21 protein-coding genes and 2 pseudogenes are annotated in these 25,301 nt (G+C 71.8%); 4 read left to right on the forward strand and 19 right to left on the reverse strand.

Translation table 11 applies throughout. The annotated features are described in order from the left end of the window. Positions 1-106: 106 nt before the first annotated feature. From ACP4IX_RS23740 to ACP4IX_RS23795, 12 genes and pseudogenes are all read right to left on the reverse strand, one after another. Positions 107-415 carry a DUF2469 domain-containing protein gene (locus tag ACP4IX_RS23740; protein WP_003965949.1) on the reverse strand — a complete coding sequence of 103 codons (309 nt, stop codon included), beginning with the start codon at positions 413-415 and terminating at the stop codon, positions 107-109. 56 nt (positions 416-471) lie between these two features. Then, a complete protein-coding gene (locus tag ACP4IX_RS23745) occupies positions 472-996 on the reverse strand; it encodes an NUDIX hydrolase (RefSeq protein ID WP_426522040.1) in 525 nt (174 codons plus the stop codon). Beyond that, a complete protein-coding gene (lepB, locus tag ACP4IX_RS23750; RefSeq protein WP_426522041.1) occupies positions 986-1,762 on the reverse strand; it encodes a signal peptidase I in 777 nt (258 codons plus the stop codon). The genes ACP4IX_RS23745 and lepB (ACP4IX_RS23750) overlap by 11 nt, the downstream gene beginning before the upstream one ends. A gap of 209 nt (positions 1,763-1,971) precedes the next feature. Further along, positions 1,972-2,979 carry a signal peptidase I gene (lepB, locus tag ACP4IX_RS23755; protein ID WP_426522042.1) on the reverse strand — a complete coding sequence of 336 codons (1,008 nt, stop codon included), beginning with the start codon at positions 2,977-2,979 and terminating at the stop codon, positions 1,972-1,974. Continuing rightward, positions 2,870-3,952: pseudogene (gene lepB / locus ACP4IX_RS23760) on the reverse strand (signal peptidase I); the annotation flags it as partial. The gene lepB (ACP4IX_RS23755) and the pseudogene lepB (ACP4IX_RS23760), both read right to left, overlap by 110 nt. A gap of 166 nt (positions 3,953-4,118) precedes the next feature. Then, positions 4,119-4,841: pseudogene (gene lepB, locus ACP4IX_RS23765) on the reverse strand (signal peptidase I); the annotation flags it as partial. Between the two features lie 45 nt (positions 4,842-4,886). Then, on the reverse strand, positions 4,887-5,237 hold the full coding sequence (gene rplS / locus ACP4IX_RS23770; protein WP_003973398.1) for a 50S ribosomal protein L19: 351 nt from the start codon (positions 5,235-5,237) through the stop codon (positions 4,887-4,889). A 136-nt stretch (positions 5,238-5,373) separates the two neighbouring features. After that, entirely contained in the window at positions 5,374-6,207 is an 834-nt protein-coding gene (trmD, locus tag ACP4IX_RS23775; protein ID WP_426522043.1) for a tRNA (guanosine(37)-N1)-methyltransferase TrmD, read from the reverse strand. Beyond that, positions 6,207-6,785 (reverse strand): ribosome maturation factor RimM, encoded by a 579-nt coding sequence (gene rimM, locus ACP4IX_RS23780; protein WP_426522044.1) that lies wholly within the window; start codon positions 6,783-6,785, stop codon positions 6,207-6,209. The genes trmD and rimM overlap by 1 nt, the downstream gene beginning before the upstream one ends. Positions 6,786-6,985: 200 nt before the next feature. Continuing rightward, a complete protein-coding gene (locus ACP4IX_RS23785) occupies positions 6,986-7,225 on the reverse strand; it encodes an RNA-binding protein (RefSeq protein ID WP_426522045.1) in 240 nt (79 codons plus the stop codon). Positions 7,226-7,227: 2 nt separating this feature from the next. Beyond that, positions 7,228-7,647: a 30S ribosomal protein S16 gene (gene rpsP / locus ACP4IX_RS23790; protein WP_426522046.1), complete on the reverse strand. Its 420-nt coding sequence runs from the start codon at positions 7,645-7,647 to the stop codon at positions 7,228-7,230. 211 nt (positions 7,648-7,858) lie between these two features. Beyond that, the gene (locus ACP4IX_RS23795; protein WP_279561947.1) at positions 7,859-8,455 is read right to left on the reverse strand and encodes a hypothetical protein; all 597 of its coding nucleotides are present in this window, start codon (positions 8,453-8,455) and stop codon (positions 7,859-7,861) included. 673 nt (positions 8,456-9,128) lie between these two features. Here ACP4IX_RS23795 and ACP4IX_RS23800 point away from each other — a divergent pair. Further along, positions 9,129-9,998, forward strand: coding sequence for a class I SAM-dependent methyltransferase (locus tag ACP4IX_RS23800; RefSeq protein ID WP_426522047.1), 870 nt, complete (start codon positions 9,129-9,131; stop codon positions 9,996-9,998). Between the two features lie 213 nt (positions 9,999-10,211). After that, a complete protein-coding gene (locus ACP4IX_RS23805) occupies positions 10,212-10,808 on the forward strand; it encodes a hypothetical protein (protein ID WP_426522048.1) in 597 nt (198 codons plus the stop codon). Between the two features lie 66 nt (positions 10,809-10,874). On the opposite strand, the gene ftsH is transcribed toward ACP4IX_RS23805, so the two are convergent. From ftsH to ACP4IX_RS23835, 6 genes are all read right to left on the reverse strand, one after another. Beyond that, positions 10,875-12,821 (reverse strand): ATP-dependent zinc metalloprotease FtsH, encoded by a 1,947-nt coding sequence (gene ftsH / locus ACP4IX_RS23810; protein WP_426556565.1) that lies wholly within the window; start codon positions 12,819-12,821, stop codon positions 10,875-10,877. 115 nt (positions 12,822-12,936) lie between these two features. Continuing rightward, positions 12,937-14,487, reverse strand: a complete 1,551-nt coding sequence (gene ffh / locus ACP4IX_RS23815) for a signal recognition particle protein (protein ID WP_426522050.1) — start codon at positions 14,485-14,487, stop codon at positions 12,937-12,939. 218 nt (positions 14,488-14,705) lie between these two features. After that, complete coding sequence (locus tag ACP4IX_RS23820; RefSeq protein WP_426522051.1) at positions 14,706-17,207, reverse strand: [protein-PII] uridylyltransferase; 2,502 nt, start codon at positions 17,205-17,207, stop codon at positions 14,706-14,708. A 26-nt stretch (positions 17,208-17,233) separates the two neighbouring features. Beyond that, the gene (locus tag ACP4IX_RS23825; RefSeq protein ID WP_397770036.1) at positions 17,234-17,572 is read right to left on the reverse strand and encodes a P-II family nitrogen regulator; all 339 of its coding nucleotides are present in this window, start codon (positions 17,570-17,572) and stop codon (positions 17,234-17,236) included. Continuing rightward, positions 17,569-18,915, reverse strand: coding sequence for an ammonium transporter (locus ACP4IX_RS23830; protein ID WP_426556566.1), 1,347 nt, complete (start codon positions 18,913-18,915; stop codon positions 17,569-17,571). The genes ACP4IX_RS23825 and ACP4IX_RS23830 overlap by 4 nt, the downstream gene beginning before the upstream one ends. A gap of 401 nt (positions 18,916-19,316) precedes the next feature. After that, positions 19,317-20,810: a hypothetical protein gene (locus ACP4IX_RS23835; RefSeq protein ID WP_426522053.1), complete on the reverse strand. Its 1,494-nt coding sequence runs from the start codon at positions 20,808-20,810 to the stop codon at positions 19,317-19,319. Between the two features lie 443 nt (positions 20,811-21,253). On the opposite strand from ACP4IX_RS23835, the gene ACP4IX_RS23840 reads away from it, so the two are divergent. Beyond that, positions 21,254-21,925 (forward strand): bifunctional DNA primase/polymerase, encoded by a 672-nt coding sequence (locus ACP4IX_RS23840; protein WP_426522054.1) that lies wholly within the window; start codon positions 21,254-21,256, stop codon positions 21,923-21,925. A gap of 443 nt (positions 21,926-22,368) precedes the next feature. On the opposite strand, the gene ftsY is transcribed toward ACP4IX_RS23840, so the two are convergent. After that, on the reverse strand, positions 22,369-23,583 hold the full coding sequence (gene ftsY, locus ACP4IX_RS23845) for a signal recognition particle-docking protein FtsY (RefSeq protein ID WP_426522055.1): 1,215 nt from the start codon (positions 23,581-23,583) through the stop codon (positions 22,369-22,371). A gap of 176 nt (positions 23,584-23,759) precedes the next feature. Between ftsY and ACP4IX_RS23850 the strand changes: the two genes are divergently transcribed. Continuing rightward, on the forward strand, positions 23,760-25,205 hold the full coding sequence (locus tag ACP4IX_RS23850) for a cytosine permease (protein WP_426556567.1): 1,446 nt from the start codon (positions 23,760-23,762) through the stop codon (positions 25,203-25,205). The last annotated feature ends 96 nt before the right edge of the window (positions 25,206-25,301 follow it).

Below are 25,301 nucleotides of genomic sequence, written 5' to 3' on the forward strand. Positions count from 1 at the left end.
AACGATGAGGGCAGCTCAGCGAGCTTTTGGATCTTGGTGGACGGTCAGGCGGCTGTGGACAACCCCGTCACCCACACGAGTGCGGCCTGCCGGTCACGGAGCGGAGTCAGCCGCCGGGAAGCTCCAGGTCACTCTTGTTCAGCTCCTCGATGTTCACGTCCTTGAACGTCAACACGCGCACCTGTTTCACGAACCGGGCCGGCCGGTACATGTCCCACACCCAGGCATCGGCCATCGACACCTCGAAGAACACCTCACCCTGGACCGAGTGCACCTGCATCTCGTAGTCGTTGGTGAGGTAGAAACGCCGCTCGGTTTCGATCACGTATTTGAACAGGCCGACGACGTCGCGGTACTCCCGGTAGAGCTTGAGCTCCATCTCGGTCTCGTACTTCTCGAGGTCCTCGGCGCTCATGGCATGTTCCCCTTCAGCCGTGCGGTCCCACCATTGTGCGCCAGTCCCGTGCGCCCCTAGACGATTTCGGTGTCCAGGGTCACCGGTCCGGCCGGGGGGCCTTCGTCGAGCAGCGTGCGCAGCAGCTCGGCGAGTCTGGTCGGGTACACCGTCTCATGTGCCCGGGTCAGTTCCCGACAGGTCCACCAGCGTGCTCCGGCGACACTGCGCCGCTCCAGCTCGGTGAGGCCCACGGCCCTGGTCGCCGTCTGGGTCGTGCGGGCCAGGTAGTACCACTCGTCCTGGTCCCAGCGACGGCCGGCGAAGGGGAAGGAGCACCTGCGCCGCCACAGCACCGGGCCGAGCTCGATGTCGGTGATGCCGGTCTCCTCGACGAGTTCCCGCCGCGCGGCCTCCTCACGGGTCTCGTCGCCCTCCACGCCGCCGCCCGGGGTGAACCACCAGTCGTCGGCCGGATCGTCCGGTTCGTGCCCGTGCAGCAGCAGGATGCGGTCGTCGGGGTCGAGCAGGACCACCCTGGCGACCCTGCGCAGCCCGCCCGCGTAGGAGTCCTGCCCCGCTCGCGTCGGTTCAGCGGGCATCGGTGGTCCCCGTTCCGGTTCGGGCGCGGGAGGCGGCGGCCCGCTTGGCGACGGGGCCGTGGGCCGCGCCGCCGAGGATCAGCACGGCCCCGGCGATCACCAGCGCGACGACCGTCCGCAGCGGGCCCGGTGAGGAGAGGTCCCCCAGCGTCCCGAAGCCGGTCGGCCGCTGCAGCATGCCGTTCACGGGCCAGACCACGGCATCGACGCGGGCGTCCACGGCGTCGCGCGAGACGGTGCCGCCGGCCGCGTCGGTGAGGTGGGCGGTGGAGTCCACGGACGTGTCGCGCTCGTCGCCGAGGAGGAACAGGCGGCCCTCGGGGACGGTCACCGTCGGGAAGCCGCTGCTTTCGGCCGGCATACCGGCGGGCAGGTACGGCTCGTCGACGGCCTTGCCGTTGACCTCGAGCCTGCCTTCCTGGCAGCAGGAGACGGTGTCCCCGCCGACCGCGACCACGCGCTTGACCATCGGGGCGTTGGCCCAGGCCCTGTCCTTGAAGACGACGACGTCGCCGCGGCGGACGTCACCGCCGTCGATGCGCTGCGCCAGCACCCGGTCACCCGCGTCGATCGACGGTGTCATCGAGTTGGTCGGCACGGTGTAGGGCCGGTAGACCACCGCTCCCCAGGCGAAGCCTCCGAGGAACAGCACCAGACCCAGCGCCACGGCAAGGTTGGACAGCCGCTGCCCGGTCCGGCTGCCCGCCGGGCGCCTGTTCGCGCCGCCGCCGGGCGAGGACGTACGTGTCGTGCTCTCGCCACCCATGGATCCGCACCTTACCCGGCGGTACCCGAACGGGGCAGCCCCTCCCGGGGAGGCCGGACGGACCAGCGCCCGCCCCTCCCTGGCGGCGCCGAACGAGGCAGCCCCTCCCAGAGCCCGGGAGGGGCGCGGGGAGGGGCCGAGAGGGGCCGGCCGGGGGCTGCCTCGCCACAGGCCGATCTTCACAGCGGCGGGCGTGCGTCCCGAGGCGCTCAGCGGGACTCGGCGGACGCGATGCGCCTGCGGCGCCACCAGACGACCGGGACGACTCCGGCGAGGGCCAGTCCCTGGGGCGCGACCGACAGCGCGGCGGCGGCCGACGACCGGGCCTGGAGACCTTCCTGGTCGAAGGTGTCGGGGACCGGCAGGGTGTCCCAGCGGTTCATCGGCCAGGCGATCACGATGGCGCGGCCGACGACTTCCTTCACCGGGACCATGCCGCCGTGCTCGTCCGACTGGTTGTAACGGGAGTCCCGGGAGTTCTGCCGGTGGTCGCCCATGACCCAGATGGAGCCCTCGGGGACCTCGACCTTGAACTGGCCGCCCTGTTCGTCGACGCTGCACGGCGTGTTGTTCGGGTAGACGTACGGCTCGTCCAGCGCCTTGCCGTTGACCTTGAGCGGGCCGGTCTTGTTGCACTCGACGGTGTCGCCGCCGACCCCGATGACGCGCTTGATCAGGTCCTTCTCGTCCGCGGACGGCATCAGGCCGATCCAGCTGAGGACCGTCTGCAGCGCGTTCGGGTCGGGCGTCGGCTCGCCCGCCAGCCAGTCGTCCGGGTCGTGGAAGACGACGACCTCGCCCCGCTCGGGCTCGGAGCCGAACCAGGGGGTCAGCTTGTCGACCAGGACCCGGTCACCGATCGTGAGTGTGTTCTGCATCGAGGCGGACGGGATCGAGAACGCCTGGACCAGGAACGTTTTGATCAGTAGCGCGAGCACCAGCGCGATCCCGATCAGGATGGGCAGTTCCTTCCAGAAGGAGCGCGGTTTCTTGGCCGCGGAGGGCGTCGCCGGGTGCGTCCCGCCCACTCCCTCGTCCTGGGTCCCGCTCTGTTCGTCCGTCACCCTGCCGTCCTCGGTCCCCTCGGTCCCCTCGGTCCCGGAGTCGCGCCCGGAGGCCGGGGCGCCGTCCGCGGCCGGGCCGGCCGTCTCCACGGGGCGTCCGTGGTTCTCCTCGCCGTCGTGTCCGGACCGTGCGCCAACCGCCACATCCCCCACGCCAACTCCTTACTTTCTGACGCCGCCCGCCCCGTACACGGAGCAGGCCCACCACTCCCATAACGAGCGGGAGTTCCGCAGGGGTCGGGAGTTGAATCATCGTGTTCGGATCGTAGGGGGCAACCCTATGCGACAGCCGGGGAGCGGCGGTCGAACCGGAGGCCGAGTCGGACACGGACGCATACGTTTTCGGTTCGTCCAGGGTGGTCCAGTGGCCGAACGGCCAGGCGATCACCATGGCCCGCCCGACCACCTCGTCCTCGGAGACCGTGCCGAAGTCGGTCCCCTGGTGGAAGCGGGAGTCGGCGGAGTTGGACCGGTGGTCACCCATCACCCACAGCCGTCCCTCGGGGACCGTGACGTCGAACGGCGTCTCGGACGGCTTGTCGCCGGGATACAGGTAGTCCTCGTTCAGGGCGACGCCGTTGACGGTGACCCGGCCTTGGGGGTCGCAGCACTTGACCCGGTCCCCGCCCACTCCGACGACCCGCTTGATGAGGTCCTTCTCGTCGTCGGACGGCAGCAGACCGATGAACGCGAGGCCTTCCTTGACCTGCTTGACGACGACGGGGTCGTCCTTCTCGGTGGTCTGCTCGCCCTGGAGCCAGCCGCCGGGGTCGCGGAAGACGACGACGTCCCCGCGTTTCGGCTTGGAGCCGAACCACGGGGTGAGCTTGTCCACCAGGACCCGGTCACCGATCTGGATGGTCTGCTCCATGGAGCCCGACGGGATCACGAACGCCTGGACGAGGAAGGTCTTCAGCACCAGCGCTATGAGGATGGCGACGCCGACGAGAAGGGGCACCTCCTTCACCGCGCCGCGTCTGCGGCGCCGTTTGACCTTGCGCTGCAGCTTGCGCCGCTCGGCGCGGGACCGCCCGCCGGACGGCGTGCCGGCGCGCCGGGAGCCGGTGGGCAACAGGTTCTCCGTGGGGCTGCTGGGTGACCCGCGCGGTTTGCCCCGGCTACCCATCGGCGCCCTTGGCGTGCTCGGGCCGACGCGCGTCGGTGTGCGGCCCGTCGGCCGCGTTCGGCGTCTCCCCCGCGGTGCCCGGCTGATCCGCGGTGCCCGGCTGATCCGCGGTGCCCGTCCGGTCCGGGGCGCCCGTCCGGTCCGCCGCGGTGCCCCGGTTCCCCTCCCCACCTGAACCCGCACCCGCGTCCGCGTCCGGGACGGGCCCGTAGGCGTCGGGACGGTCGAGGTGGGTGGCGTGGCCGAAGGGCCAGACGATCCAGTCGGCGCGGCCTATCACCGCGTCCACCGGGACCATGCCGCCGCCCGGCGAGCCCAGATGGTCGCGGGAGTCGCTGGAGCCGGCGCGGTGGTCGCCGAGGACGAAGAGGGTGCCGTCGGGGACGACGACGTCGAAGGGCACCGTGGACGGGCGGTCGCCGGGGTACAGGAACGCCGACTCGTCGACCGACTGGCCGTTCACCTGGACCCTCCCGTCCCTGTCGCAGCACACCACGTGGTCCCCGCCCACACCGACAACGCGTTTGATGTAGTCGCCGTGCCCGAAGAGCCCGGTGCCGTCGAAGACGACGACGTCGCCCCGCTGCGGACGGCCGTCGAAACGGTACGCCAACTTGTTCACGAGGACCCGGTCACCGACCCTCAATCCGCGCTCCATGGATCCGCTGGGGATCTGGAACGGCTGCAGCACGAAGGTGGTGAGCAACAGCAGGAACAGCAGCAGCGCCAGGAGGGCCACGGTGAACCGGCCGCCCGGCACCCAGTCCGTGATCCGCCCCGCGAACGCGGAACGCGACCGTTCCTCCGGGCCCTCCGGGTCCGAGGCTTGCTCGGATTCGGAGGGGCGGGAGGAGCGGTCGCGCTCCGTGGGCTGTGCTTCGGTGTCCATCGGGGCCAGATGTTATCCGGCCCCGGTGTGGACCTCTCAGCGCGCTCAGCTGTCGCGCTTCTCCTTGATCTTCGCCGCCTTGCCGCGCAGCTCGCGCAGGTAGTACAGCTTGGCGCGGCGGACGTCACCGCGGGTGACGAGCTCGATCTTCTCCACGATCGGGGTGTGCACCGGGAAGGTGCGCTCGACGCCGACGGAGAAGGAGACCTTGCGGACCGTGAAGGTCTCGCGCACGCCGGCACCCTGGCGGCGGATGACTACGCCCTTGAACTGCTGCACACGGGAGCGGTTGCCCTCGATGACGCGGACGTGGACGTTGACGGTGTCGCCGGGGCGGAAGGCCGGGACGTCGCTGCGCAGCGACGCGGCGTCGACGGAGTCGAGCAGGTGAGACATTTCGTCTGCTTTCTTCGCTGATGCCACAGGTCATCAACGGAAACTAGGTGTTTCGGAATCTGGGCCGTGCGGGTCGGGACGGGCGTCGTGTCCCCCTGTGGCAGGGGCGCGCTCCGGACGGACGCACAACAGCGCCCTATTCTTCCACGCCCGGCGTCCTGCGCCAAAATCGGCCGTACGGTTCCCCGTCCGGGTCGGGTTCCCAGCCCAGGATGGAGAGCATCTCGCGGTCCTTCTTGTCGAAGGCCTGGGGGTCGCACCGTTCGATCAGGTCGGGCCGGTTGGCCGTCGTGCGCCGCAGGGCCTCGTCGCGGCGCCAGCGGGCGATCTTCCCGTGGTGGCCGCTGAGCAGCACGTCGGGGATGCCGCGGCCGCGCCACTGCGGCGGCTTGGTGTGGACGGGGCCCTCCAGCAGGTTGGCCATGGCGCCGGGGGCGAAGGAGTCGTCCCGGTGGGACTCGGCGTTGCCGAGGACGCCGGGCAGCAGCCGCGCGACGGCCTCCGTCACGACGAGTACGGCCGCCTCGCCGCCGGCCAGGACGTAATCGCCGATGGACACCTCGTACACGGGCATCCGGGTGGCGTACTCGTCGATGACGCGGCGGTCGATGCCCTCGTAGCGGGCGGGCGTGAAGATCAGCCAGGGCCGCTCGGAGAGGTGGACGGCGAGTTCCTGGGTGAAGGGCCGGCCGCTGGGCGTGGGCACGATGAGGGCGGGCTCGCCGGAGCCCGCCTCGTAGCCGTCGGCCAGGACGGAGTCCAGTGCGTCGCCCCACGGCTCGGTCTTCATGACCATGCCGGGGCCGCCGCCGTAGGGCGTGTCGTCGACGGTGTTGTGCCGGTCGTAGGTCCAGGAGCGCAGGTCGTGCACGTGGACGTCGAGTTGTCCACGCGCGCGTGCCTTGCCGACCAGGGAGACGTTCAGCGGTTCCAGGTACTCGGGGAAGATCGTGACGACGTCGAGCCGCATTACGCCTCTTCCTCCGGGGAATCCGCGGGGGCGTCCGCCGAGGCGTCCCGCGCGGACGCGATCTCGGCGCGGTCGTCGATCAGGCCGGGGGGCGGGTCGATGACCGCTCGCTGCTCGTCCAGGTCGATCTCGGTGACGATCTCCGAGACGAACGGCACGTAGACCTCGCTGCCGTCGGGGCGCTCCACCACGAACAGGTCCTGCGTGGGCAGGTGGGAGATCTCGGTGATCCGGCCCACCTCGTCGCCGTCCTTGGTCACCACGTCGAGGTCGATCAGCTGGTGGTCGTAGTACTCGTCCTCGTCCTCGGGGCGCTCGTCCGGGTCGACGTCGGCGATCAGGAGGGTGTTGCGCAGCGCCTCGGCTCCGGTGCGGTCGTGGACGCCGGCGAAGCGGAGCAGGAGGCGGCCGCTGTGGACCCGGCCGGTCTCGATGGTGAGGGGCCCGACGGAGGCGGGGTCGGTGGCCAGTACGGCACCGGGCCCGAGCCGCAGCTCCGGCTCGTCGGTGCGGACCTCGACGGTCACCTCGCCCTTGATTCCGTGGGCGCGGCCGATGCGCGCGACTACCAGCTGCACTGTGCTTGATCTCCTGTCGGAACTGCGGCGAGCCGGTCACGGCTCGTACGACGCCGGTCACGGCGCACACGACCACTCCGGTCGCGGCGCACACGGCTACGCGGGTCGCGGCGTACACGACTACGGTCACGGCCCGTACGACTACGGGCCGGGGACGGCCCAGTGGCCCTCCCCGGCCCGAGCCGGTGCTGCGTTTGGCGTCAGCGGACGTGGTCCACGTCGACGAGGTCGACGCGGACACCGCGGCCGCCGATGGCGCCCACGACGGTGCGCAGGGCGCGTGCGGTGCGGCCGTTGCGGCCGATCACCTTGCCGAGGTCGTCGGGGTGGACCCGGACCTCGATCACACGCCCGCGACGCAGGTTGCGCGAGGCGACCTGCACATCGTCAGGATTGTCGACGATGCCCTTCACGAGGTGCTCGAGAGCCTCCTCGAGCATGCTCAGGCCTCGGTCGACTCGGACGCAGCGGCAGCCTCGTCCTTCTTGTCGGCCTTCTTCTTCTGGGTGATCGCCTCACCCTTGCCCTCGTCGTCGCCACCGATCGCCTCGAAGGACGGACGGGCCGCCTTCTCGGCCGGCTGCAGCAGCGGCGCCGGGGCGGGCTCGCCCTTGAACTTCTGCCAGTCGCCGGTCTTCTTCAGGATGGCGAGCACGGGCTCGGTCGGCTGGGCGCCGACGCGGAGCCAGTAGGCGACACGCTCGGCGTCGACCTCCATCACCGACGGGTTGTACGTCGGGTGGTACTTGCCGATCTCCTCGATGGCCCGGCCGTCACGGCGGGTACGGGAGTCGGCGACGACGATGCGGTAGTGAGGCGAACGGATCTTGCCCAGACGCTTCAGCTTGATCTTGACTGCCACTGGAGTGAATTCTCCTGGATTTGACGTGATTGGGCACGGCGGGAGAGCCGCGTGGGGTTGCGGTACCCGAGTGCCCGATGGACGCGTCAGCCGGAGGAGAGAGGGGTCCTGTGCGACTGTCGAGTACAGCTAGCCATTGTGCCACACGCGGGCAGAGCCGCCGGACCGAGGGCCCTGCACCCGCATCCGGCTGCCACGGGCCGCCGGGCCGTCAGCTCGCCGCCGCGCCGACCACCTCCGGGATCCGGAACGGCTTGCCGCAGCCGCCGCACATGATCGGAGCCTGTGCCAGGACGGACGGGACGACCCGTACGTTGCGTCCGCAGTCGCAGACCGCCTTCACGCGCACCCCTCCCCCGGAAGAGCCGTGCCGGGCGGCCGGACCGCGGAAACTGCGGACCGAGTCGGTCGCCGTCGCGGCGGTGTGGGCCTTCAGCGCGCGCTGGAGGCGTTCCATCGTCGGGCGGTAGCGGCGCTTCGCCTCGGGGGTGAGCGTGACCAGCGAGAAGCCGCTGCTGGGATGCGGCTCTTCGGGGTGGTCGAGGCCCAGTTCCTCGGCGATCGCAAGGAATCGTCGGTTGTGGTAGCGCCCCGCGCGGGAGGTGTCGCGTACTCCACGCGCGGCAGCGATGCCGTGGACTGCCTCATGGAGCAGTCGCTCGAAGGAGAGCTCGTGCCCGCAGGCGGACGACGACTCTCCGATCAGGGACTCGGGCGCGGCAAGATCGGGCAGCTCGGTGTGGTGCCGCTGAATGTCGGCCCACGCCTGCGCCAGCTCTGCGGCGAGAACAGGTGGTGTCGTGCTCACGTAATGGCAACGAGCCGGAGTGCCGCTGTGTTCCTATTCCGGGGCATCCCAAATAATTTGCACGTACCCGTCAGTTGCCGCTGATGCGTCGCGACGAGGGCGGGTGCGCTGATCTGCGGAGAAGCCTCGCAGCTCATACCAAGCTGGTGCGTAGTCCGTCGTACGCGCCGGCGCGTAGACCCCGTCCATGCGCCGGGGGGGGGCGTGGGGCTCGGGGGTGCGCAAGGGGCGTTTCGGCCGCTGTCGCACCGGAAGCACACCGCCCGATGGGGCACATCGACGGGCGCGACGTTACCGGGTGTGCCGTCGGCGTGCGGCACCGCCCCGCCCCCGTCGGTTCCCGCACCCGCGAGGCGGTCGCCGGGCCCGTCGACCTTGGCCAGAACCGCCTCGTCGGCGCCGCCTCCCCCCGCTGTCATCACCGAGCGGCACGATCAGGCCATCCGACGAAGGAGTCGGGAGGGAGCTACCGGGAGTACCGCGCGGCCAGGCCCACGTTGCCGGGAAGTGAAATCTCGCCACTGAGGCCGGGTTCGGGCAAACCGGCCGCCGCTACCACTGGACGCCGCGGCGAGCCCGGAGTTTCCTGGCATACGGGGGAAGTGCGAGCGCACTGCACGGGGGCCACGGAATCGGGCACAGCGGCAACACTCGGCGATTGGGGCGCTTTCCTATGACACCTACGCTCGTGCGGCAGCACTCGTCCCACGCGGGGGCGACGCCTCGTGTGGACCCCGGTGCACGCGCGCGTGACTGGTCCGAGATACAGGAGCGGATGCTCGTACCGCTCTACGAGGCCGTCTACGAGCGACTGGACGTGGGCGGCGACACCAGAATGCTGGGGCTGGACTGCGGGTCCGGGCTGGCCCTGCTGATGGCCGCCTCGCGCGGCGCCGCGGTGACCGGTGTCGACTCCCGATCCCCGGAGCGCCTGGCCCTGGCGCGGCAGCGGCTGCTTCCCGAGGTGGCGGGCGCGGGGGGCACGCGCGCGCGGGCGCGCGGGGCACGCGTCGTCGACGGCATGCCCCGGGACGCGAAGGACCCGTCGGCACCGGCGTTCACCCTGGTGACCGCCTTCGAGCCCATCGGGTGCCGGGCGGGCGACGCGGAGGGACTGGGTGAGCTGCTCGCCCAGGCGACGCCACTCGCCGGGCGCGGGGCGGCCGTGGCGCTGGCCGGGTGGGGCCCGCCGGAGCGGTGCGCCACGACGTCGGTGCTGCGGGTGGCCACCAGACTCGCGGACCCGCTGCGCAACGCGGGCAGCTGGCGCCCCGCCCTGCGGGACGACCTGGAGGAGGTCGCCCAGCGGGCCGGGCTCAGGCCGGACGGCTCCGGTCGGGTGGCGTGCCCCTTCGGGTACGCCGACGCGGGCAGCGCGCTGCGGGGGCTGCTGTCGACCGGGCTGTTCGACGCGGCGATCGCGGCGACCGACCAGGAACAGGTCGACAAGGAGCTGTCGGAGGCCCTGCATCCGTACCAGCGGCCGGACGGGACCGTGTGGATGCCAAACGTGTTCCGGTATGTGATCGCCCGTCTTCCCTGACGTCCGTTCCGGTCACGTCTGCGCGGGCTGCGGGACGCTCGGCCTCCTGCGCGGCCCCTGCGGAACTCCTCCCGGAGAGCGCCTCCCGATACGGGTGTGCACGGCGTGCGGGAAACGGGCGGAGGATTCCGTCGTGTCCCCCGGTGGATCACGGGCCCTCTAATCTGATCCACCGTCCGGGGGGACAGACACGTCTGCGTACAGGAGCCTGTAGTGCCGCACCACAAGACCGCGCTGCGTCTCGCCGCGCCCGTCGCCGTCCTCGCCCTGGCCCTCACCGCCTGCGGGAGCGGTGACGACACCGACGCCAGGAGTCCGGAGAGCCCCGATGTGCCGGCCTCTCCCTCCCCGACGGCCTCGGGCGGCGACATGGCGACGGACGAGAGCGCGACGGGGAAGGTCGCGGAGGACCCCGGCGAGGTCACCTACGACGTCGTGGCACGGAAGGTCGACGTCGGCACCGAGGCGGAGGCCGCGAGGGCGGTGGCGGACGCGGCGGACGCCGAGGGCAAGGTGCTGGCCGTCGCGCACGTCAGGTACACGCACAGGAGCGGCCCGGCCCTCACCGGGGGCTCCGGCGTGCACGACCGCACCACGGTCTTCGCCGACGGGCAGCGCGGCGGCGTCCTCATCGGCGCCTCCGACGACGCCCCTGGCTGCGAGGACCCGTACGGCGTGGAGAGCTGGCAGCAGGGCGAGAGCCACGTCTTCTGCGCGACGTACCTGGTTCCCGCGAACGCCACGAGCGTGGAGGTGCACTGGGAGGAGGAGGACGGCGTGCCCTACGTCTGGAAGTTCCCGCAGTCCTGAGGACAGGGAACAGACGACAGAGACAGACGACGGGCGACGGGCGACGGGGACACCCGGAGGGCGCGGTCACGCCTCCGCGTCGCCCTTCGCCGGCCGGGTGATCCCGGCGATGCGGTACGCGTCCGCCTCGTCCAGCGTCTCGTTCGCCAGCAGCGCCTCGGCCAGCGCGTCGAGCTGCCCGCGGTGGTCGCGCAGTTTGCGGACGGCCTCCGCGTAGCACTCGTCGACCACCCGTCGCATCTCCCCGTCGATGGCGTCGAGGGTCCCCGGCGCGGCGGCGAGTCCGTAGGCCTGCTGGGCGTCGCCGGGCAGGGCGGAGAGCCGGCCGACCTGTTCGCTCATGCCCCAGCGGCCGACCATGCCGCGCGCGATGCGGGTGACCTGTTCGAGGTCGCTCTCCGAACCGGTCGTGATCACGTCGTACACCACCTGCTCGGCCGCCATGCCGCCCAGCGCACCGATGATCCGCCCGCGCAGATACTCCTCCGTGTACGCGTACTTGTCCGCGTCCGGCGTCGACAGTGTCACCCCGAGTGCCCGTCCGCGCGGAACGATCGTGATCTTGCGAACGGGGTCGGCGCCCGGCTGCAGCATGCCCAGCAGGGCGTGCCCGCTCTCGTGGTAGGCGGTGCGCCGGCGCTCCTCCTCGGGCATCACCAGCGGACGTTCGGCCCCCAGCTGGACCTTCTCCAGTGCCTCGGAGAGGTTCGCCTGCGTCACCCGGTCCTGTTTGCGCTTGACCGCGAGCAGCGCGGCCTCGTTGGCGAGGTTGGCGAGTTCGGCGCCGGTCATGCCCGGGGTCGTGCGGGCGACCTGGGCGAGGTCGACGTCGGGGGCGAGCGGGATCTCGCGGGTGTGGATCTCCAGGATCGCCTTCCGGCCGCCCCGGTCCGGCGGCGAGACGCTGACCACCCGGTCGAAGCGGCCGGGACGGGTCAGCGCCGGGTCCAGGATGTCGGCGCGGTTGGTGGCGGCGATGACGATCACGCCCTCGGCGCCGGAGAAGCCGTCCATCTCGGTGAGGATCTGGTTCAGCGTCTGTTCTCGCTCGTCGTGACCTCCCATCCCGGAGCCGCCGCCGCGGGCCCGGCCGATGGTGTCGATCTCGTCGATGAAGATGATCGACGGCGCCACCTTCCGGGCCTCGGCGAACAGCTCCCGCACCCGGGAGGCGCCCACGCCCACGATCATCTCGATGAACTCGGACGCGGACGCCGAGAAGAACGGCACGCCCGCCTCGCCGGCGACCGCGCGCGCGAGGAGCGTCTTTCCGGTGCCGGGCGGGCCGGACAGCAGGACGCCGCGGGGCATCTTGGCGCCCATGCGGCGGTAGGCGTCGGGGTTCTTCAGGAAGTCGACGACGTCGCTGAGCTCGCCCTCCACCTCGTCGATCCCGGCCACGTCGGCGAAGGTGGTGCGCGGCTCGCCGGCCTCCAGCTCGACCGGCTTGGGCGGCGCCTTGCGGCCGAGCATGCCGCCCGCCCCGCCGCCCAGGGCGCCCCTCATGCGTCGCGCGATGACGACCCACAGCACCACCAGGAGCAGCATCGGCGCCAGCGAGATCAGCAGGTTGACCAGGAGACTGCGCTGCTGGACGACCGGCTCGGCCGTGACGGTGACGTCGTGCTCGGTCAGCTCGTTCCAGAGCCGGTCGTCCGCGAAGGTCGGCCGCTCGGTCATGAACTTGGTGTAGGTCCCGTCGCCCTCGGGATTGTCCCGAGCCTTCTTCAGCTGGCCCTGGATCGCGTCGCCCTTGGCGTAGATCTTGCTGACGTTGCCCGCCTCGACCTGCTTGCTGAACTCCGTGTAGGAGATGGTCGGCTCGTCGCCCTCGTTGAAGAAGGAGAGCACGAGGTTGGCGACGAGGAAGACGATCAGCGCTGCCAGGACCAGGTTCCACCGGCCGCCACGCATCCTCCTGCCGCCGGGCGGCGGCTTGGGGGGCTCGTCGGGCGTGCCCTCGGTGCGCCAGGGCGGCTCGGGGGCCTTGCGCGGCGGGGACGGGTTGGTCATATCCGGACGTTACGACAGGAAAGCCGCCCAGGCATGTGCGTGTACGGCGCTGGGGGCACCCCTCCGGTGAGGGGCGCCCCCAGCGCCGTACGGACCATGCGGACCGAACGAGCCGTCAGCCCATGAACTTCTTGAACTCGTCCGGCAGCTCGAAGTCCTGGCCGCCCTGCTGCGGCAGCCCGAAGGCGCCGCCGTTCTGCGCGGCCGCGGCGCGGCGGGCGGCCTCCTCCTGCTCCTGCTGCTTGCGCTTCATCGGGTTTCCGGAGCGCTGCTTGCCCTTGGCCTTCTTCTGCTGCTTCTTCTGCCGGCCGGGGCCACCGCCCATGCCCGGCATCCCCGGCATTCCGGGCATGCCGCCGCCCTGCGCCATGCGGGACATCATCTTGCGGGCCTCGAAGAACCGCTCCACGAGCGACTTGACCGCACTGACGTCGACCCCGGAGCCCTTGGCGATACGGGCGCGGCGCGAGCCGTTGATGATCGTCGGCTCCTGGCGCTCGGCCGGGGTCATCGACTTGATGATGGCGGCCGTGCGGTCGACGTCGCGCTCGTCGAGGTTGTTGATCTGGTCCTTCATCTGGCCCATGCCCGGAAGCATGCCGAGCAGCTTGCTGATGCTGCCCATCTTGCGGACCTGCTCCATCTGGGCCAGGAAGTCGTCCAGGGTGAAGTCCTGGCCCTTCTTGGACGCCAGCTTGGAGGCCATCTTCTCGGCCTCTTCCTGGCTGAACGTCTTCTCCGCCTGCTCGATCAGGGTGAGCAGGTCACCCATGTCGAGGATGCGGGAAGCCATCCGGTCGGGGTGGAACGCGTCGAAGTCCTCGAGCTTCTCGCCGTTCGACGCGAACATGATCGGCTTGCCGGTCACCGAGGCGATCGACAGGGCCGCGCCACCGCGGGCGTCGCCGTCGAGCTTGGACAGCACGACACCGTCGAAGCCGACGCCGTCGCGGAAGGCCTCGGCGGTGTTGACCGCGTCCTGACCGATCATCGCGTCGACGACGAAGAGGATCTCGTCGGGGCTGACGGCGTCGCGGATGTCCGCGGCCTGCTGCATCAGCTCCTGGTCGATGCCCAGGCGGCCGGCGGTGTCGACGATGACCAGGTCGTGGACCTTGGCCTTGGCGAACTCGATGGAGTCCTTGGCGACCTTGACCGGGTCGCCCACGCCGTTGCCCGGCTCGGGCGCGTAGACCGCGACGCCGGCGCGCTCGGCGACGACGCTCAGCTGGTTGACGGCGTTGGGGCGCTGGAGGTCACAGGCCACGAGGAGCGGGGAGTGGCCCTGCTCCTTGAGCCAGCGGCCCAGCTTGCCCGCGAGGGTGGTCTTACCGGCGCCCTGCAGACCGGCCAGCATGATCACGGTCGGCGGCTGCTTGGCGAAGCGCAGGCGGCGGGTCTCGCCGCCGAGGATGCCGACCAGTTCCTCGTTGACGATCTTGAGGACCTGCTGGGCGGGGTTGAGGGCCTTGGAGACCTCGGCGCCCAGGGAGCGTTCCTTGACGCGCTTGATGAACGCGCGCACCACGGGGAGGGCGACGTCGGCTTCGAGGAGCGCGATGCGGATCTCGCGGGCCGTGGCGTCGATGTCCGCCTCGGACAGCCGTCCTTTACCCCGGAGGGATTTGAAGGTGGCTGACAGGCGGTCGGAGAGAGTATCGAACACGGCGGCGTAGGTCCTCGCGTCGGCGTTGGTGTGGGTCGCCCTCCAGGGTATCCGGCCCGGCAGGCAAATCGTCCCTGCCCGCCGCAGAGAGCGGTCGGGGACGGATCCCCCGCAGCGGCGGGGAGCGCATCAGCGAAGCCGTCAGGCCGGACGACGTCCTCGGACCGTCCCCGCACCGGCGGGGGCACATCCGGTCAACGTACGACCCGGCCACGAGCTCACGCCCGCAGCAACTCCTCCAGCCCCCTGGCCACGGACACGGCCTCCTCCCCCGGCAACGGCGCGCCCTCGCCCCCCGTCACGTAGAACGCGTCCACCGCGTTCGCCCCCAGCGTGCTGACGTGCGCACTCCGCACCCGCACCCCCGCCCCCTCCAGCGCCCGCCCGAGACGGAACAGCAGCCCGGGTGCGTCCTGCGCCCGGACCTCGATCACCGTGGCCAGCCGGGAGGCGGCCGGGGCGACCGTCACCCGGGGCGGGGGCGGCGCCACGCCCCGGCGGCGCGGGTAGGCGGCGTCGCGTTCGGCGAGCCGCGCGGCGATGTCCAGGGTGCCGTCCAGCGCCCTGGCCAGGTCGGCGCGGAGCCGGGTGGCCTGCGGCAGGGAGCCGTACTCGGCGGCGACCCGCCAGTCCAGCAGCAGCACGGAGCCGTCCACGCCGTCCGGCAGCGGCAGGGACCGCAGCTCGGCGGTGCGGACGGTCAGCCGGTGCATGGCCAGGACCCCGGCGACCGCGGGGAGCACGCCCGGCTGGTCGGGTACGGCGATCAGCAGCTCCACCCCGAGCGGCTCCGGGGCGGCGCTCGGCTCCGGACCGGCCGGCGGCTCGGTCTGGGCGCACAGGGCGAGCACCGGCCCGCCCGTGCGGAAGGCCTCGACGGCGAGCCGTTCCTGCTCGGCGGTGGGCGCGTCGGCCTCGGGCTCCGCGGGCGGATGCCCGGCCAGGACCGCCGAAACGCGTGTGACCAGGTCGGCGACGAGGGAGCCGCGCCAGGACGACCAGGCCGCCGGTCCGGTGGCCAGCGCGTCGGCCTCGGTCAGGGCGTGCAGCAGCTCCAGGGTGCCCTCGGTGCCGACCGCCTCGGCGACCGCCCGCACGGTGGCCGGGTCGTCGAGGTCGCGCCGGGTGGCCGTCTCGACGAGCAGCAGGTGGTGGCGTACGAGGGTGGCGAGGACGGCCGCGTCCGCGCGGTCGAAGCCGATCCGGGCGGCCACGTCCCGGGCGATGGTCTCCCCGGCCACGGAGTGGTCGCCGGGCCAGCCCTTGCCGATGTCGTGCAGCAGCGCGGCGACCAGGAGCAGGTCGGGCCGGTGGACCCGGCGGGCGAACCCGGCGGCGCGTACCGCGGTCTCGATCAGGTGCCGGTCGACGGTCCACAGGTGCACGGCGTTGCGCTGCGGGCGGCAGCGCACCCGCTCCCAGTCGGGCAGCAGCCGGGTGATCAGCCCCTCGGCCTCCAGCGCCTCCCAGACCTGCACCGTGGGCCGGCCCGAACCCAGCAGCGTCACCAGCTGCTCCCGCGCTTCGGCGGGCCAGGGCGTGGGCAGCGGGCGCACGGTGGCCGCCAGACGCCGTACGGCGTGCCGGGAGAGCGGAAGCCCGGCCTGCGCGGCGGCGGCAGCGGCCCGCAGCGGGAGCACGGGGTCGCGGTCGGGGCGCGCGGTGCGCGCGAGCACCACCTCGCCGTCCTGCTCGACGACGCCCTCGGCGAGCGGGGACCGCCCGGCGGCCGGTCTGCCGCCGCCCAGCGCCCTCCCGTCGCCCGCCACCGCCCTTCTGAGGAAGTCGCTCCGCTCCCTTGCCATGGTGCGCAGCCTCGGCCGCACGGAGCGCGCGCGCAGTACGCGCCCCACCTCGCGCCAGGTGACGTCCCCGGCGTACGAGACGACGCGCGCCGCCTCGTACACCTGCCGCAGCAGCGCGTCGGCGTCCAGCAGGCCCAGCCCGGCCGCCACCTGGTCCTGCTCCTGCAACGCCAGCCGGTCGGTCGCCCGGCCCGTCGCCAGGTGGAGCGCGTCCCGCACGTCGAGCAGTCGGCGCCGGGCGTCGGCGAGGCCCTCGCGCGGGGCGTCGGCCAGCCAGGAGGCGGCGACGGCGCGCAGGGCGGTGGCGTCGCGCAGACCGCCCCCGGCCTCCTTGAGGTCGGGTTCCAGCAGGAACTGCAGCTCGCCGTGGCGTTCGGCGCGCTCGGCGCACAGGTCGCGCAGCTCGGGGAGGCGTTCGGCGGCCTGGTTGCGCCAGTCGGCGAGGACGGTGGTGCGCAGCGATGCGGTCAGCCCCGGGTCGCCGGCGAGGTGGCGGGCGTCCAGGAGGCCGAGCTGGACCTTGAGGTCCTCGCCGGCCGTCTTCCGGGCTTCGGCCGGTGTGCGTACGGAGTGGTCGAGGGCGAGGCCGAGGTCCCAGACGGGGTACCAGAGGCGGTCGGCGAGGGCGGCGACCGCCTTGTCGTCGCCGCCGTCGTGCAGCAGGAGCAGGTCCAGGTCGCTGCGCGGGGACAGCTCGCCGCGGCCGTAGCCGCCGACGGCGACCAGGGAGACGCCCCGCAGCGGGCCGGCCCCCGCGGCGAAGAGGCCGGCCAGCCACTCGTCGGTCAGCTGGGCGAGGGCCGTACGGCGCGGCGGCCCGGACCGCGCCCCCTCGGTGAGGAGGCGCAGCCGGGCCGCCGCGTAGCCGCTGGGTCCCGAGTCCTCTGCTTCTTCCGTCACGTCCGTGCTCGTCACCCGGCGACTCCTGTTCGTCCGTCGTGTCAGAGGGCGTCGGGGCCGCGCTCGCCGGTCCGGACCCGTACCGCCGTGTCGACGGGGACCGACCAGACCTTGCCGTCGCCGATCTTGCCGGTGCGCGCCGCCTTGACCACGACGTCGATCAGCTGCTCGGCGTCTTCGTCCTCGACCAGCACCTCGATGCGGATCTTGGGTACCAGGTCGACGGTGTACTCGGCGCCCCGGTAGACCTCGGTGTGGCCGCGCTGGCGGCCGTAGCCGCTGGCCTCGGTGACGGTCAGGCCGTGGACCCCGAAGGCCTGGAGGGCCTCCTTGATCTCGTCGAGCCGGTGCGGCTTGACGACGGCGGTGATGAGTTTCATGCGTCCACCTTCTTGCTCTGGGCCGACGCGGCCGCGGTGGCGGCCGGCGGGGCGGTCGTCCGGGCGGCACCGCCGCCGGCGCCGCTGAAGTCGTACGCGGTCTCGGCGTGCTCGGCCTGGTCGATGCCGGCCACCTCGTCGTCCTCCGGCACCCGCATGCCGATCGTCCTGTGCAGGACGAGGGCGAGGAGGGCGGAGACGACCAGGGAGTAGGCGAACACGCCGAAGACTCCGGCGCACTGCTTCCAGAACTGGTCCAGGCCGCCGCCGTAGAAGAGGCCCTGGGCCTCGGACTGGCCCTTGCCGGTGGCGAAGAGGCCGACGAGCAGGGAGCCGAGGATGCCGCCGACGAGGTGGACACCGACGACGTCGAGGGAGTCGTCGTAGCCGAACCGGTACTTCAGGCCGACCGCCATGGCGCACAGCACCCCGGCGACGAGGCCGACGGCGATCGCGCCGAGCGGGGAGACCGCGCCGCCCGCCGGGGTGATGGCGACCAGGCCGGAGACGGCGCCGGAGGCGGCGCCCAGCGTGGTGAAGGCGCCGTGCCGGATCTTCTCGTAGGCGAGCCAGCCGAGGACGGCCGCGCCGGTGGCGACCTGCGTGTTGACGAACATCAGCGCGCCGACGCCGTCGTCGTTGCCGAGCCAGGAGCCGGCGTTGAAGCCGAACCAGCCGAACCAGAGCAGGCCGGCGCCGAGCATGACCAGCGGCAGGCTGTGCGGGCGCATCGGGTCCTTCTTGAAGCCGACCCGCTTGCCGATGACGAGGATCACGCCGAGCGCGGCGGCGCCGGCGTTGATGTGCACGGCCGTGCCGCCGGCGAAGTCGATCACGCCGAGTTCGAAGGCCCAGCCGCCGGCGCCCCACACCCAGTGGGCGACCGGGAAGTAGACGATCGTGGCCCACAGGGCGATGAACAGCGCCCAGGCCGTGAACTTCACCCGGTCCGCGAGGGCGCCGCTGATCAGGGCGGGCGTGAGGACGGCGAACATCAGCTGGAAGACCAGGAAGACGAAGACGGGGATGGTGTAGCCGTCCCAGAGCTCGGTCAGGCCGATGTCGCTGAGGCCGACCCAGTCGGAGTTCCAGCCGACGATGCTGCCGGTGTCGGTGCCGAACGCCATGGAGAAGCCGTACAGCACCCACAGGACGGTGACGATGCCGAGGCTGATGAAGCTCATCATCAGCATGTTCAGGGTGCTCTTGACGCGGACCATGCCTCCGTAGAAGAAGGCCAGGGCCGGGGTCATGAGCATCACCAGGGCGGAGCAGATGAGCATGAAGCCCGTGTTGGCGGCAGAGAGCTCCGTCTCTGCGGCGAGCGTGATGGCTGGAGCCATCGGCGTCTCCTCGTCGTTGGTACGGCCCCGTGCGGGCGAAGCCTGAGCGGGCGGCGGGCTGTGAGGGGTGGGCCGGTTATGCGCCATGAGATTGGCGCAGCGCGGTTTCCGTGGACGCCCCTCGCTGTTTCGCCGCCGTGACGAAGGCGCTGTGCGTGTTACGCGTGAGTGAACGGCCGGCTCGCGGACCGGGGTCACGTATACCGTGACGCGCCCTTACCGACGACGGCCCCAACCATCAATTGAGCAACCCCCACGGCGAGCAACCACCTCCGCGAGAGCGGCGCCGGCTTAGGCGCAAAGGAAAGCCCGGCCGCGGCGGGCCTCCGAGTGACCTGGCATGGGGGAGCCGAGTCGGGCAGTTCGGGAGGGCCGGCCGCGGCCGGGGCTGGTGGGGGAGGTCAGACCGCTTCGGCGGTCTCGGGCAGTTCGACGGCGAGCCGTTCGGTGAGGTCGACGACCTCGCCGAGGTCGCCGAAATCGCGTACAGCCGTGTCGACGGTCTTGCGGATGCGGGTGTTGACGCGTTCGGAGCGGACCTTCTTGGCGATTCTCATCGCGTCGACGGCCAGGACGGTGCTCTCCTCGGGTTCGCGGCGCAGCAGGTGCACGGTGGCCATGCCGATCAGGTTCAGCGCGTACGAGCGCTGGTGCTCGTCGTCCTTGGCGAACAGGTCCACCGCGCGGCGCATCAGCGGTTCGGCCAGGGACGCGTAGGCGGGGCTGCGGCCGGCGACGTAGGCGAGATCGCGGAAGGAGTGGCTGTTCTCCCCGTGCAGCTCGGCCTCGGAGAAGAAGCGGATCCAGTCGGGGTCCGGCTCGTCCCACTCGTCGGCCTCGGTGTAGGTGTCCTCGGCCATGCGCACGGCCCGCTTGCAGCGGCCGGGCTGTCCCATGTTCGCGTAGGCGCGGGCCTCCATCGCGTACAGCATCGACTGGGTGCGGGGGCTCGCGCAGTCCCGGCTGCCGTACTGCGCGAGGTGGATCAGTTCCAGGGCGTCGTCGGGCCGGCCGAGGTGGATCATCTGGCGGCTCATGCTGGAGAGGATGTACGAGCCGAGCGGCCGGTCACCGGCTTCCTTGGCGGCGTGCAGGGCGAGGACGAAGTACTTCTGCGCGGTGGGCTGCAGCCCCACGTCGTACGACATCCAGCCGGCCAGCTCGGCGAGTTCGGCGGCGACCTTGAACAGCCTGGACCGGGTGGCGTCCGTCTGGGGTTCCTGCAGGAGGTCGGTCACCTCGTGCAGCTGGCCGACCACGGCCTTGCGGCGCAGGCCGCCGCCGCACTGGGCGTCCCAGCGGCGGAACATCACGGCGGTGGACTCCAGCAGGTCCAGCTCCGGCCTGGACAGGCGGCCGCGCGCGCGTGTGGCGGGCGCGGGCTCGTGTCCGGACGCGGTGGCCGACGGCGCGGGGACGAGCCAGCGCTGCATGGGCTCGATGAGGGACGGGCCCGCGGAGAGGGCCAGCGAACTACCGAGGAAGCCGCGCCGCGCGAGCATCAGGTCGCTGCGCGAGAACTCGCTGAGCAGGGCCACGGTCTGCGGGCCCGTCCAGGGCAGGTCGACGCCGGTCGCGGAGGGCGTCGGGCGGGTGGAGCGCAGGGCCAGGTCCTCGACGGAGACGACGACGCCGAAGCGCTCGGAGAACAGCTCGGACAGGATCCGCGGGATCGGCTCCCGCGGATTCTCGCCGTCGAGCCACCGGCGCACGCGTGAGGTGTCCGTGGAGATGTGCCCGGCGCCCAACTGGCGTGCCCGGCGGTTGACCTGGCGGGCCAGCTCGCCCTTGGACCAGCCGCTGCGGGCGAACCAGGAGGTGAGCAGCTCGTTGGGGCGCTTGTCAGCAGGCGACGCGCTTACCGCGCTCGTACCGCTTCCGCCGTTGCCGCTCACTGGAACGCCCCCATCTCTGAGACCACCTGCCGCCGAGTGCGCCAAGCCCTATCAGAATGCCGGTGGTTACGGTCGTCCGTCCGGCGGATGCCACCCTCCGAACGGAATGCCGCGTTGCCTCCGGCATACCCACGCGGGCATGTGCCCCAAGGCTCCATGCACACAAAGTAATCCGGCGATCACGGTCCAGCCATGGCGTTTGCGGAATCGCCACCATTCGCCACCCCTTCGGATGAACTCCCAGTGGCCTGCGCACGATTCACTTGACACAGGCCGACCGGGAGTCGGTGCAACGGTGCGCGCCGGGGCGCGCCCGGTCGGGCGCACCACCCGGAGCGCTTCCGAACGCTGCGTGAACCGCGCCGGACTGGGGAGTTGGAAGCAGAGAGTCACGTTTCACGTCCGTTGCGTAACCGCCGTTGCGTCGACCCGTTGGAGGGGGCATGGGCTTCACGATCGGCATCGGCGGCAGTCGGGGATTGCGCGACATCCGGTCCGGCGCACGTCGCCGAGGCCGCGCGTCGGAGTGCACCGTCGTGGCCGAGTTCACCGGACTGTGGGGCTGGTCCGTGGTGCCGGGTGCCCGGGCCGCCGCGGGCGTCTGCTCGTGCGGTCGGCGCGACTGCCCGGAGCCGGGCGCGCATCCGCTGGACTTCGCGCCGGAGGTGCCCGCCGGTGCGACGCTGGACGAGGCCGGCGAGGCCTGGGCCCAGTTCCCCGGGGCCGCGGTGATGCTGCCGGTCGGACGTTTCTTCGACGTCATCGAAGCGGCCGAGCCGGCCGGGCAGCGGGCACTGGCCAGGCTGGAGCGCATGGGCCTCCCGCTCGGCCCGGTCACGGTGACCCCGCAGGGCCGCTCCCACTTCTTCGTCGCTCCCGGCGCCGCCGCCGAACTGCCCCGGCTGCTCTACCGCATGGGCTGGGACGATCCTTCCGCCCTTGACCTGCGCGGTCTCGGCCCCGGTACGTACATCACGGCCCCGCCCTGTGACCGCGGCGGCCTGGGACCGGTGCGCTGGCTGCGTCCGCCGGCCCTCGACTCGGCGACCAAGCCGCCGGCGGCACGGCTGCTGCTGGGAACACTGGCCTACGTGGCCCATCGGTCGCGGGCTTAGGCCGCGGTCACCGGCACCCGGCCACCACCGGCACCGCCGGCACCACCGGCACCGCCGGCATCACCATCCGCACCTCGAAGGGCGGCCGCCCCGGCAGCGAACGGGCGGACGCTTCCCACACGCGTGCGCGGCACGCTCTGACCGGTGGGGTGCCCTGACGGTGGGCGGGGCGCACCGCAGCCCGGCCGCGCGATCCGCCGCCGGACCTCCGCCCTCGGAGCACCCGGTGCCGGGCGCACCCACCGGTTGCGCGGGTCGTCCGCTGTCCACACCCCCGCCCGGGGAGCCGCGCCCGACGGGACACGGATTCCGCTGGCGTCGGCGCCGTCCGGGCGGGGCCCCGCCCAGACGGCGCCGACGGCGCGCGGCCTCCTGGAACACGCTCCAGGAGGCCGCCCGAGCCAGGAATCCCTCCCTCCAGGGAGGTTCCAGGGAGGGAGGACTCAATCGCCGACAAGGGCATCAACGAACGCCCCGGGCTCGAACGGCGCCAGGTCGTCCGCGCCCTCGCCGAGCCCGATCAGCTTGACCGGCACGCCCAGCTCGCGCTGCACGGCGACCACGATGCCGCCCTTGGCCGTGCCGTCCAGCTTGGTGAGCACGATGCCGCTGATGTCGACGACCTCGGCGAAGACCCGCGCCTGGATCAGGCCGTTCTGGCCGGTGGTGGCATCGAGGACGAGCAAGACCTCGTCCAGCGGCGCGTGCTTCTCCACGACGCGCTTGACCTTGCCGAGCTCGTCCATGAGACCGGTCTTGGTGTGCAGGCGGCCGGCGGTGTCGATGAGCACGACGTCCGAGCCCATCTCCTTGCCCTCCTTGACCGCGTCGAAGGCGACGGAGGCGGGGTCGCCGCCCTCCGGGCCGCGCACGGTGTGCGCGCCGACCCGTTCGCCCCAGGTCTGCAGCTGGTCGGCGGCGGCGGCACGGAAGGTGTCGGCGGCGCCGAGGACGACGCTGCGGCCGTCGGCGACCAGCACGCGGGCGAGCTTGCCCGTGGTGGTGGTCTTGCCGGTGCCGTTGACCCCGACGACCATCACGATGCCGGGCTTGCCCGACGCGGGCTCGGTCTTGACCTCGCGGTCCATCTCGGGCCCGAGGAGGGTGATCAGCTCCTCGCGCAGGAGGCCGCGCAGCTCCTCGGGCGTGCGGGTGCCGAGCACCTTCACACGCTCGCGCAGCCGCTCGACCAGCTCCTGGGTGGGCTGCACGCCGACGTCGGCGGTGAGCAGCGTGTCCTCGATCTCCTCCCAGGTGTCCTCGTCGAGATGCTCCCGGGAGAGCAGGGTGAGCAGGCCCTTGCCGAGGGCGTTCTGCGAGCGGGAGAGGCGGGCACGGAGCCGGACCAGACGGCCGGCGGTGGGCTCGGGAACCTCGATCTGCGGGATCTCGAGCTCTTCGACGACGGGCGGCTCCTCGACGGTGGCGGGAGCGGTGCCGCCGTCCGGGAGGTCGACCTCCTCTATCGTCCGGCGCGTTTCGTCGCGCGGCGTCTCGGCCTCTTCGCCGACGTGGGGCTCGGCCGGAGGGGCGGTGATGTCGGGCGCGGCGGGGGGCGGCGGAGGCAGCTGCTTCTTGCGGCGGCTGCCCACGATCAGCCCGCCGAGCGCGCCGATCACGACGACGGCGATGACTACAGCAAGGATGACGATTTCCATAACCCGTCCAGTATCAGTCATGGGTCCCCGGAGACCGGCCCTTGTGGCTTCCTCCAAAGGACAAAGGCCACTGGAAGGAAGGAGTCGGATCAAAGTACGATGGAGGAGGCCACGTCAACGCGCGTAGAGTCCCGACCGCCCCCTCTTCTCCCACGATCGAGGCACGGACCCCCCACATGAGCAAGACCGCCGAGACCGAAGGCGCCCTGGAAACCCGTGGCATCGAGCAGGTGCCCGACCACGAGCGCACCGCCCGGATCCGTGAGCTTTTCCCGACCTGGGTCGGCGCCAACATCAGCGTGCTGCTGCTCACGATGGGCGCGAGCCTGGTCGTGGCGTACCGGCTCAACTTCTGGCAGGCCCTCGTCGTCGCGGGCGCCGCACCGGTCGTGTCGTACGGGCTGGTCGGGCTGATCGGTATCGCGGGCAAGCGCGGGGGCGCTCCCGGCATGGCGCTGTCCCGGGCCGTCTTCGGGCAGCGGGGCAATCTGCTCCCGGGTTCGCTGATCTGGATCGCCCGCTGGGGATGGGAGACGATCAACGCGGTGACCGGCGCCTACGCCCTGCTCACCGTGCTGGACATCGTGTTCGGTATCCGTGCCAACGGCGTGCTCGACATGGTGACGCTGCTCGCCTTCGTCGTGGCGACGTTCGCGATCTCCGGGCTGGGCATCAACGCCGTGCAGAAGTGCAACACGTACGCGGCGTACCTCTTCGGCGCCTTCTCGGTGCTGGTCCTCGCCTACCTGGTCGTCGACACCGACTGGTCCGCGGTCTTCGACCGGTCCGCCGGTTCGGTCGCCGCGATGATCACCGGCGTCGGTCTGATCGCGGCCGGCGGCGTCAGCTGGATCCCGTCGGCCCCGGACTTCACCCGGTACCTGCCGCGCACGGCCTCCTCGAAGGGGATCGTGGGCGTGACCGTCGGCGGCGCCGGCATCGTCGTACTCCCCATGGTCCTGATGGGCATGGTCATGGCCGTCTCCACGCCCGACCTGGCCTCGGCCGCCGACCCGGTCTCCTTCCTCGGCGAGATCCTGCCGACCTGGATCGCGGTGCCCTACCTGCTCATCGCGCTGATCGGCATGCTGCTGATCAACTCGATGTCGATGTACTCGGCCGGCTTCACCGCGCAGACGCTGGGGATCAAGGTCCCCCGGCACTGGGCGGTCTCCGTCAACGCCGTGATCTCGCTGGTCTTCGGCGGGGTGCTGATGCTGGTGGCGACCAGCTTCATGGGCTCCTTCATCGCCTTCCTGTCGCTGCTCGCGGTCGCCTTCTCCGCCTGGGTCGGCGTCTTCGGCGTGGACATGCTGCGCCGCAAGGAGTACGACGGCGAGGCCCTCGCCGACACCGGCCGCACCAGCGCCTACTGGTACCGCGGGGGCTTCTCCCCCGCCGCCGTCGCCGCCTGGGCGGTGGGGCTGGTCGCGGGCCTGATGTTCACGACGTCCGACTGGTTCACCGGGCCCCTCGCCGCGAACAACGTCATCGGCGAGTACGGCCTCGGCTGGGTGGCCACGGTGGTGATCTCCGGCCTGCTGTACGCGGTGCTGCCGAAGCCTGCCGTGGTCGTCCCCGCGTCGGCCGCCTCGGACCGGGCCGAGGCAGCGACCGTCTGACGTACACGGCCGACGCCCCCTTCTCCACCCGGCGCCGAGGACTACTTCTCGAGCGGCACCGGGCGGGGCGAGGGGGCGTCGCGCTCCGTACCCCCG

It is taken from the genome of Streptomyces sp. WG5 (genome assembly GCF_049974565.1).
Classification (GTDB): Bacteria; Actinomycetota; Actinomycetes; order Streptomycetales; family Streptomycetaceae; genus Streptomyces.

Coding starts and splice junctions, on each gene's coding strand:
- ACP4IX_RS23740 (WP_003965949.1), bottom strand. CDS start 415: ATGAGCGCCGAGGACCTCGAGAAGTACGAGACCGAGATGGAGCTCAAG.
- ACP4IX_RS23745 (WP_426522040.1), bottom strand. CDS start 996: ATGCCCGCTGAACCGACGCGAGCGGGGCAGGACTCCTACGCGGGCGGG.
- lepB (WP_426522041.1), bottom strand. CDS start 1,762: ATGGGTGGCGAGAGCACGACACGTACGTCCTCGCCCGGCGGCGGCGCG.
- rplS (WP_003973398.1), bottom strand. CDS start 5,237: ATGTCTCACCTGCTCGACTCCGTCGACGCCGCGTCGCTGCGCAGCGAC.
- trmD (WP_426522043.1), bottom strand. CDS start 6,207: ATGCGGCTCGACGTCGTCACGATCTTCCCCGAGTACCTGGAACCGCTG.
- ACP4IX_RS23785 (WP_426522045.1), bottom strand. CDS start 7,225: ATGCTCGAGGAGGCTCTCGAGCACCTCGTGAAGGGCATCGTCGACAAT.
- ACP4IX_RS23800 (WP_426522047.1), top strand. CDS start 9,129: ATGACACCTACGCTCGTGCGGCAGCACTCGTCCCACGCGGGGGCGACG.
- ftsH (WP_426556565.1), bottom strand. CDS start 12,821: ATGACCAACCCGTCCCCGCCGCGCAAGGCCCCCGAGCCGCCCTGGCGC.
- ACP4IX_RS23825 (WP_397770036.1), bottom strand. CDS start 17,572: ATGAAACTCATCACCGCCGTCGTCAAGCCGCACCGGCTCGACGAGATC.
- ACP4IX_RS23830 (WP_426556566.1), bottom strand. CDS start 18,915: ATGGCTCCAGCCATCACGCTCGCCGCAGAGACGGAGCTCTCTGCCGCC.
- ACP4IX_RS23840 (WP_426522054.1), top strand. CDS start 21,254: ATGGGCTTCACGATCGGCATCGGCGGCAGTCGGGGATTGCGCGACATC.
- ftsY (WP_426522055.1), bottom strand. CDS start 23,583: ATGGAAATCGTCATCCTTGCTGTAGTCATCGCCGTCGTCGTGATCGGC.
- ACP4IX_RS23850 (WP_426556567.1), top strand. CDS start 23,760: ATGAGCAAGACCGCCGAGACCGAAGGCGCCCTGGAAACCCGTGGCATC.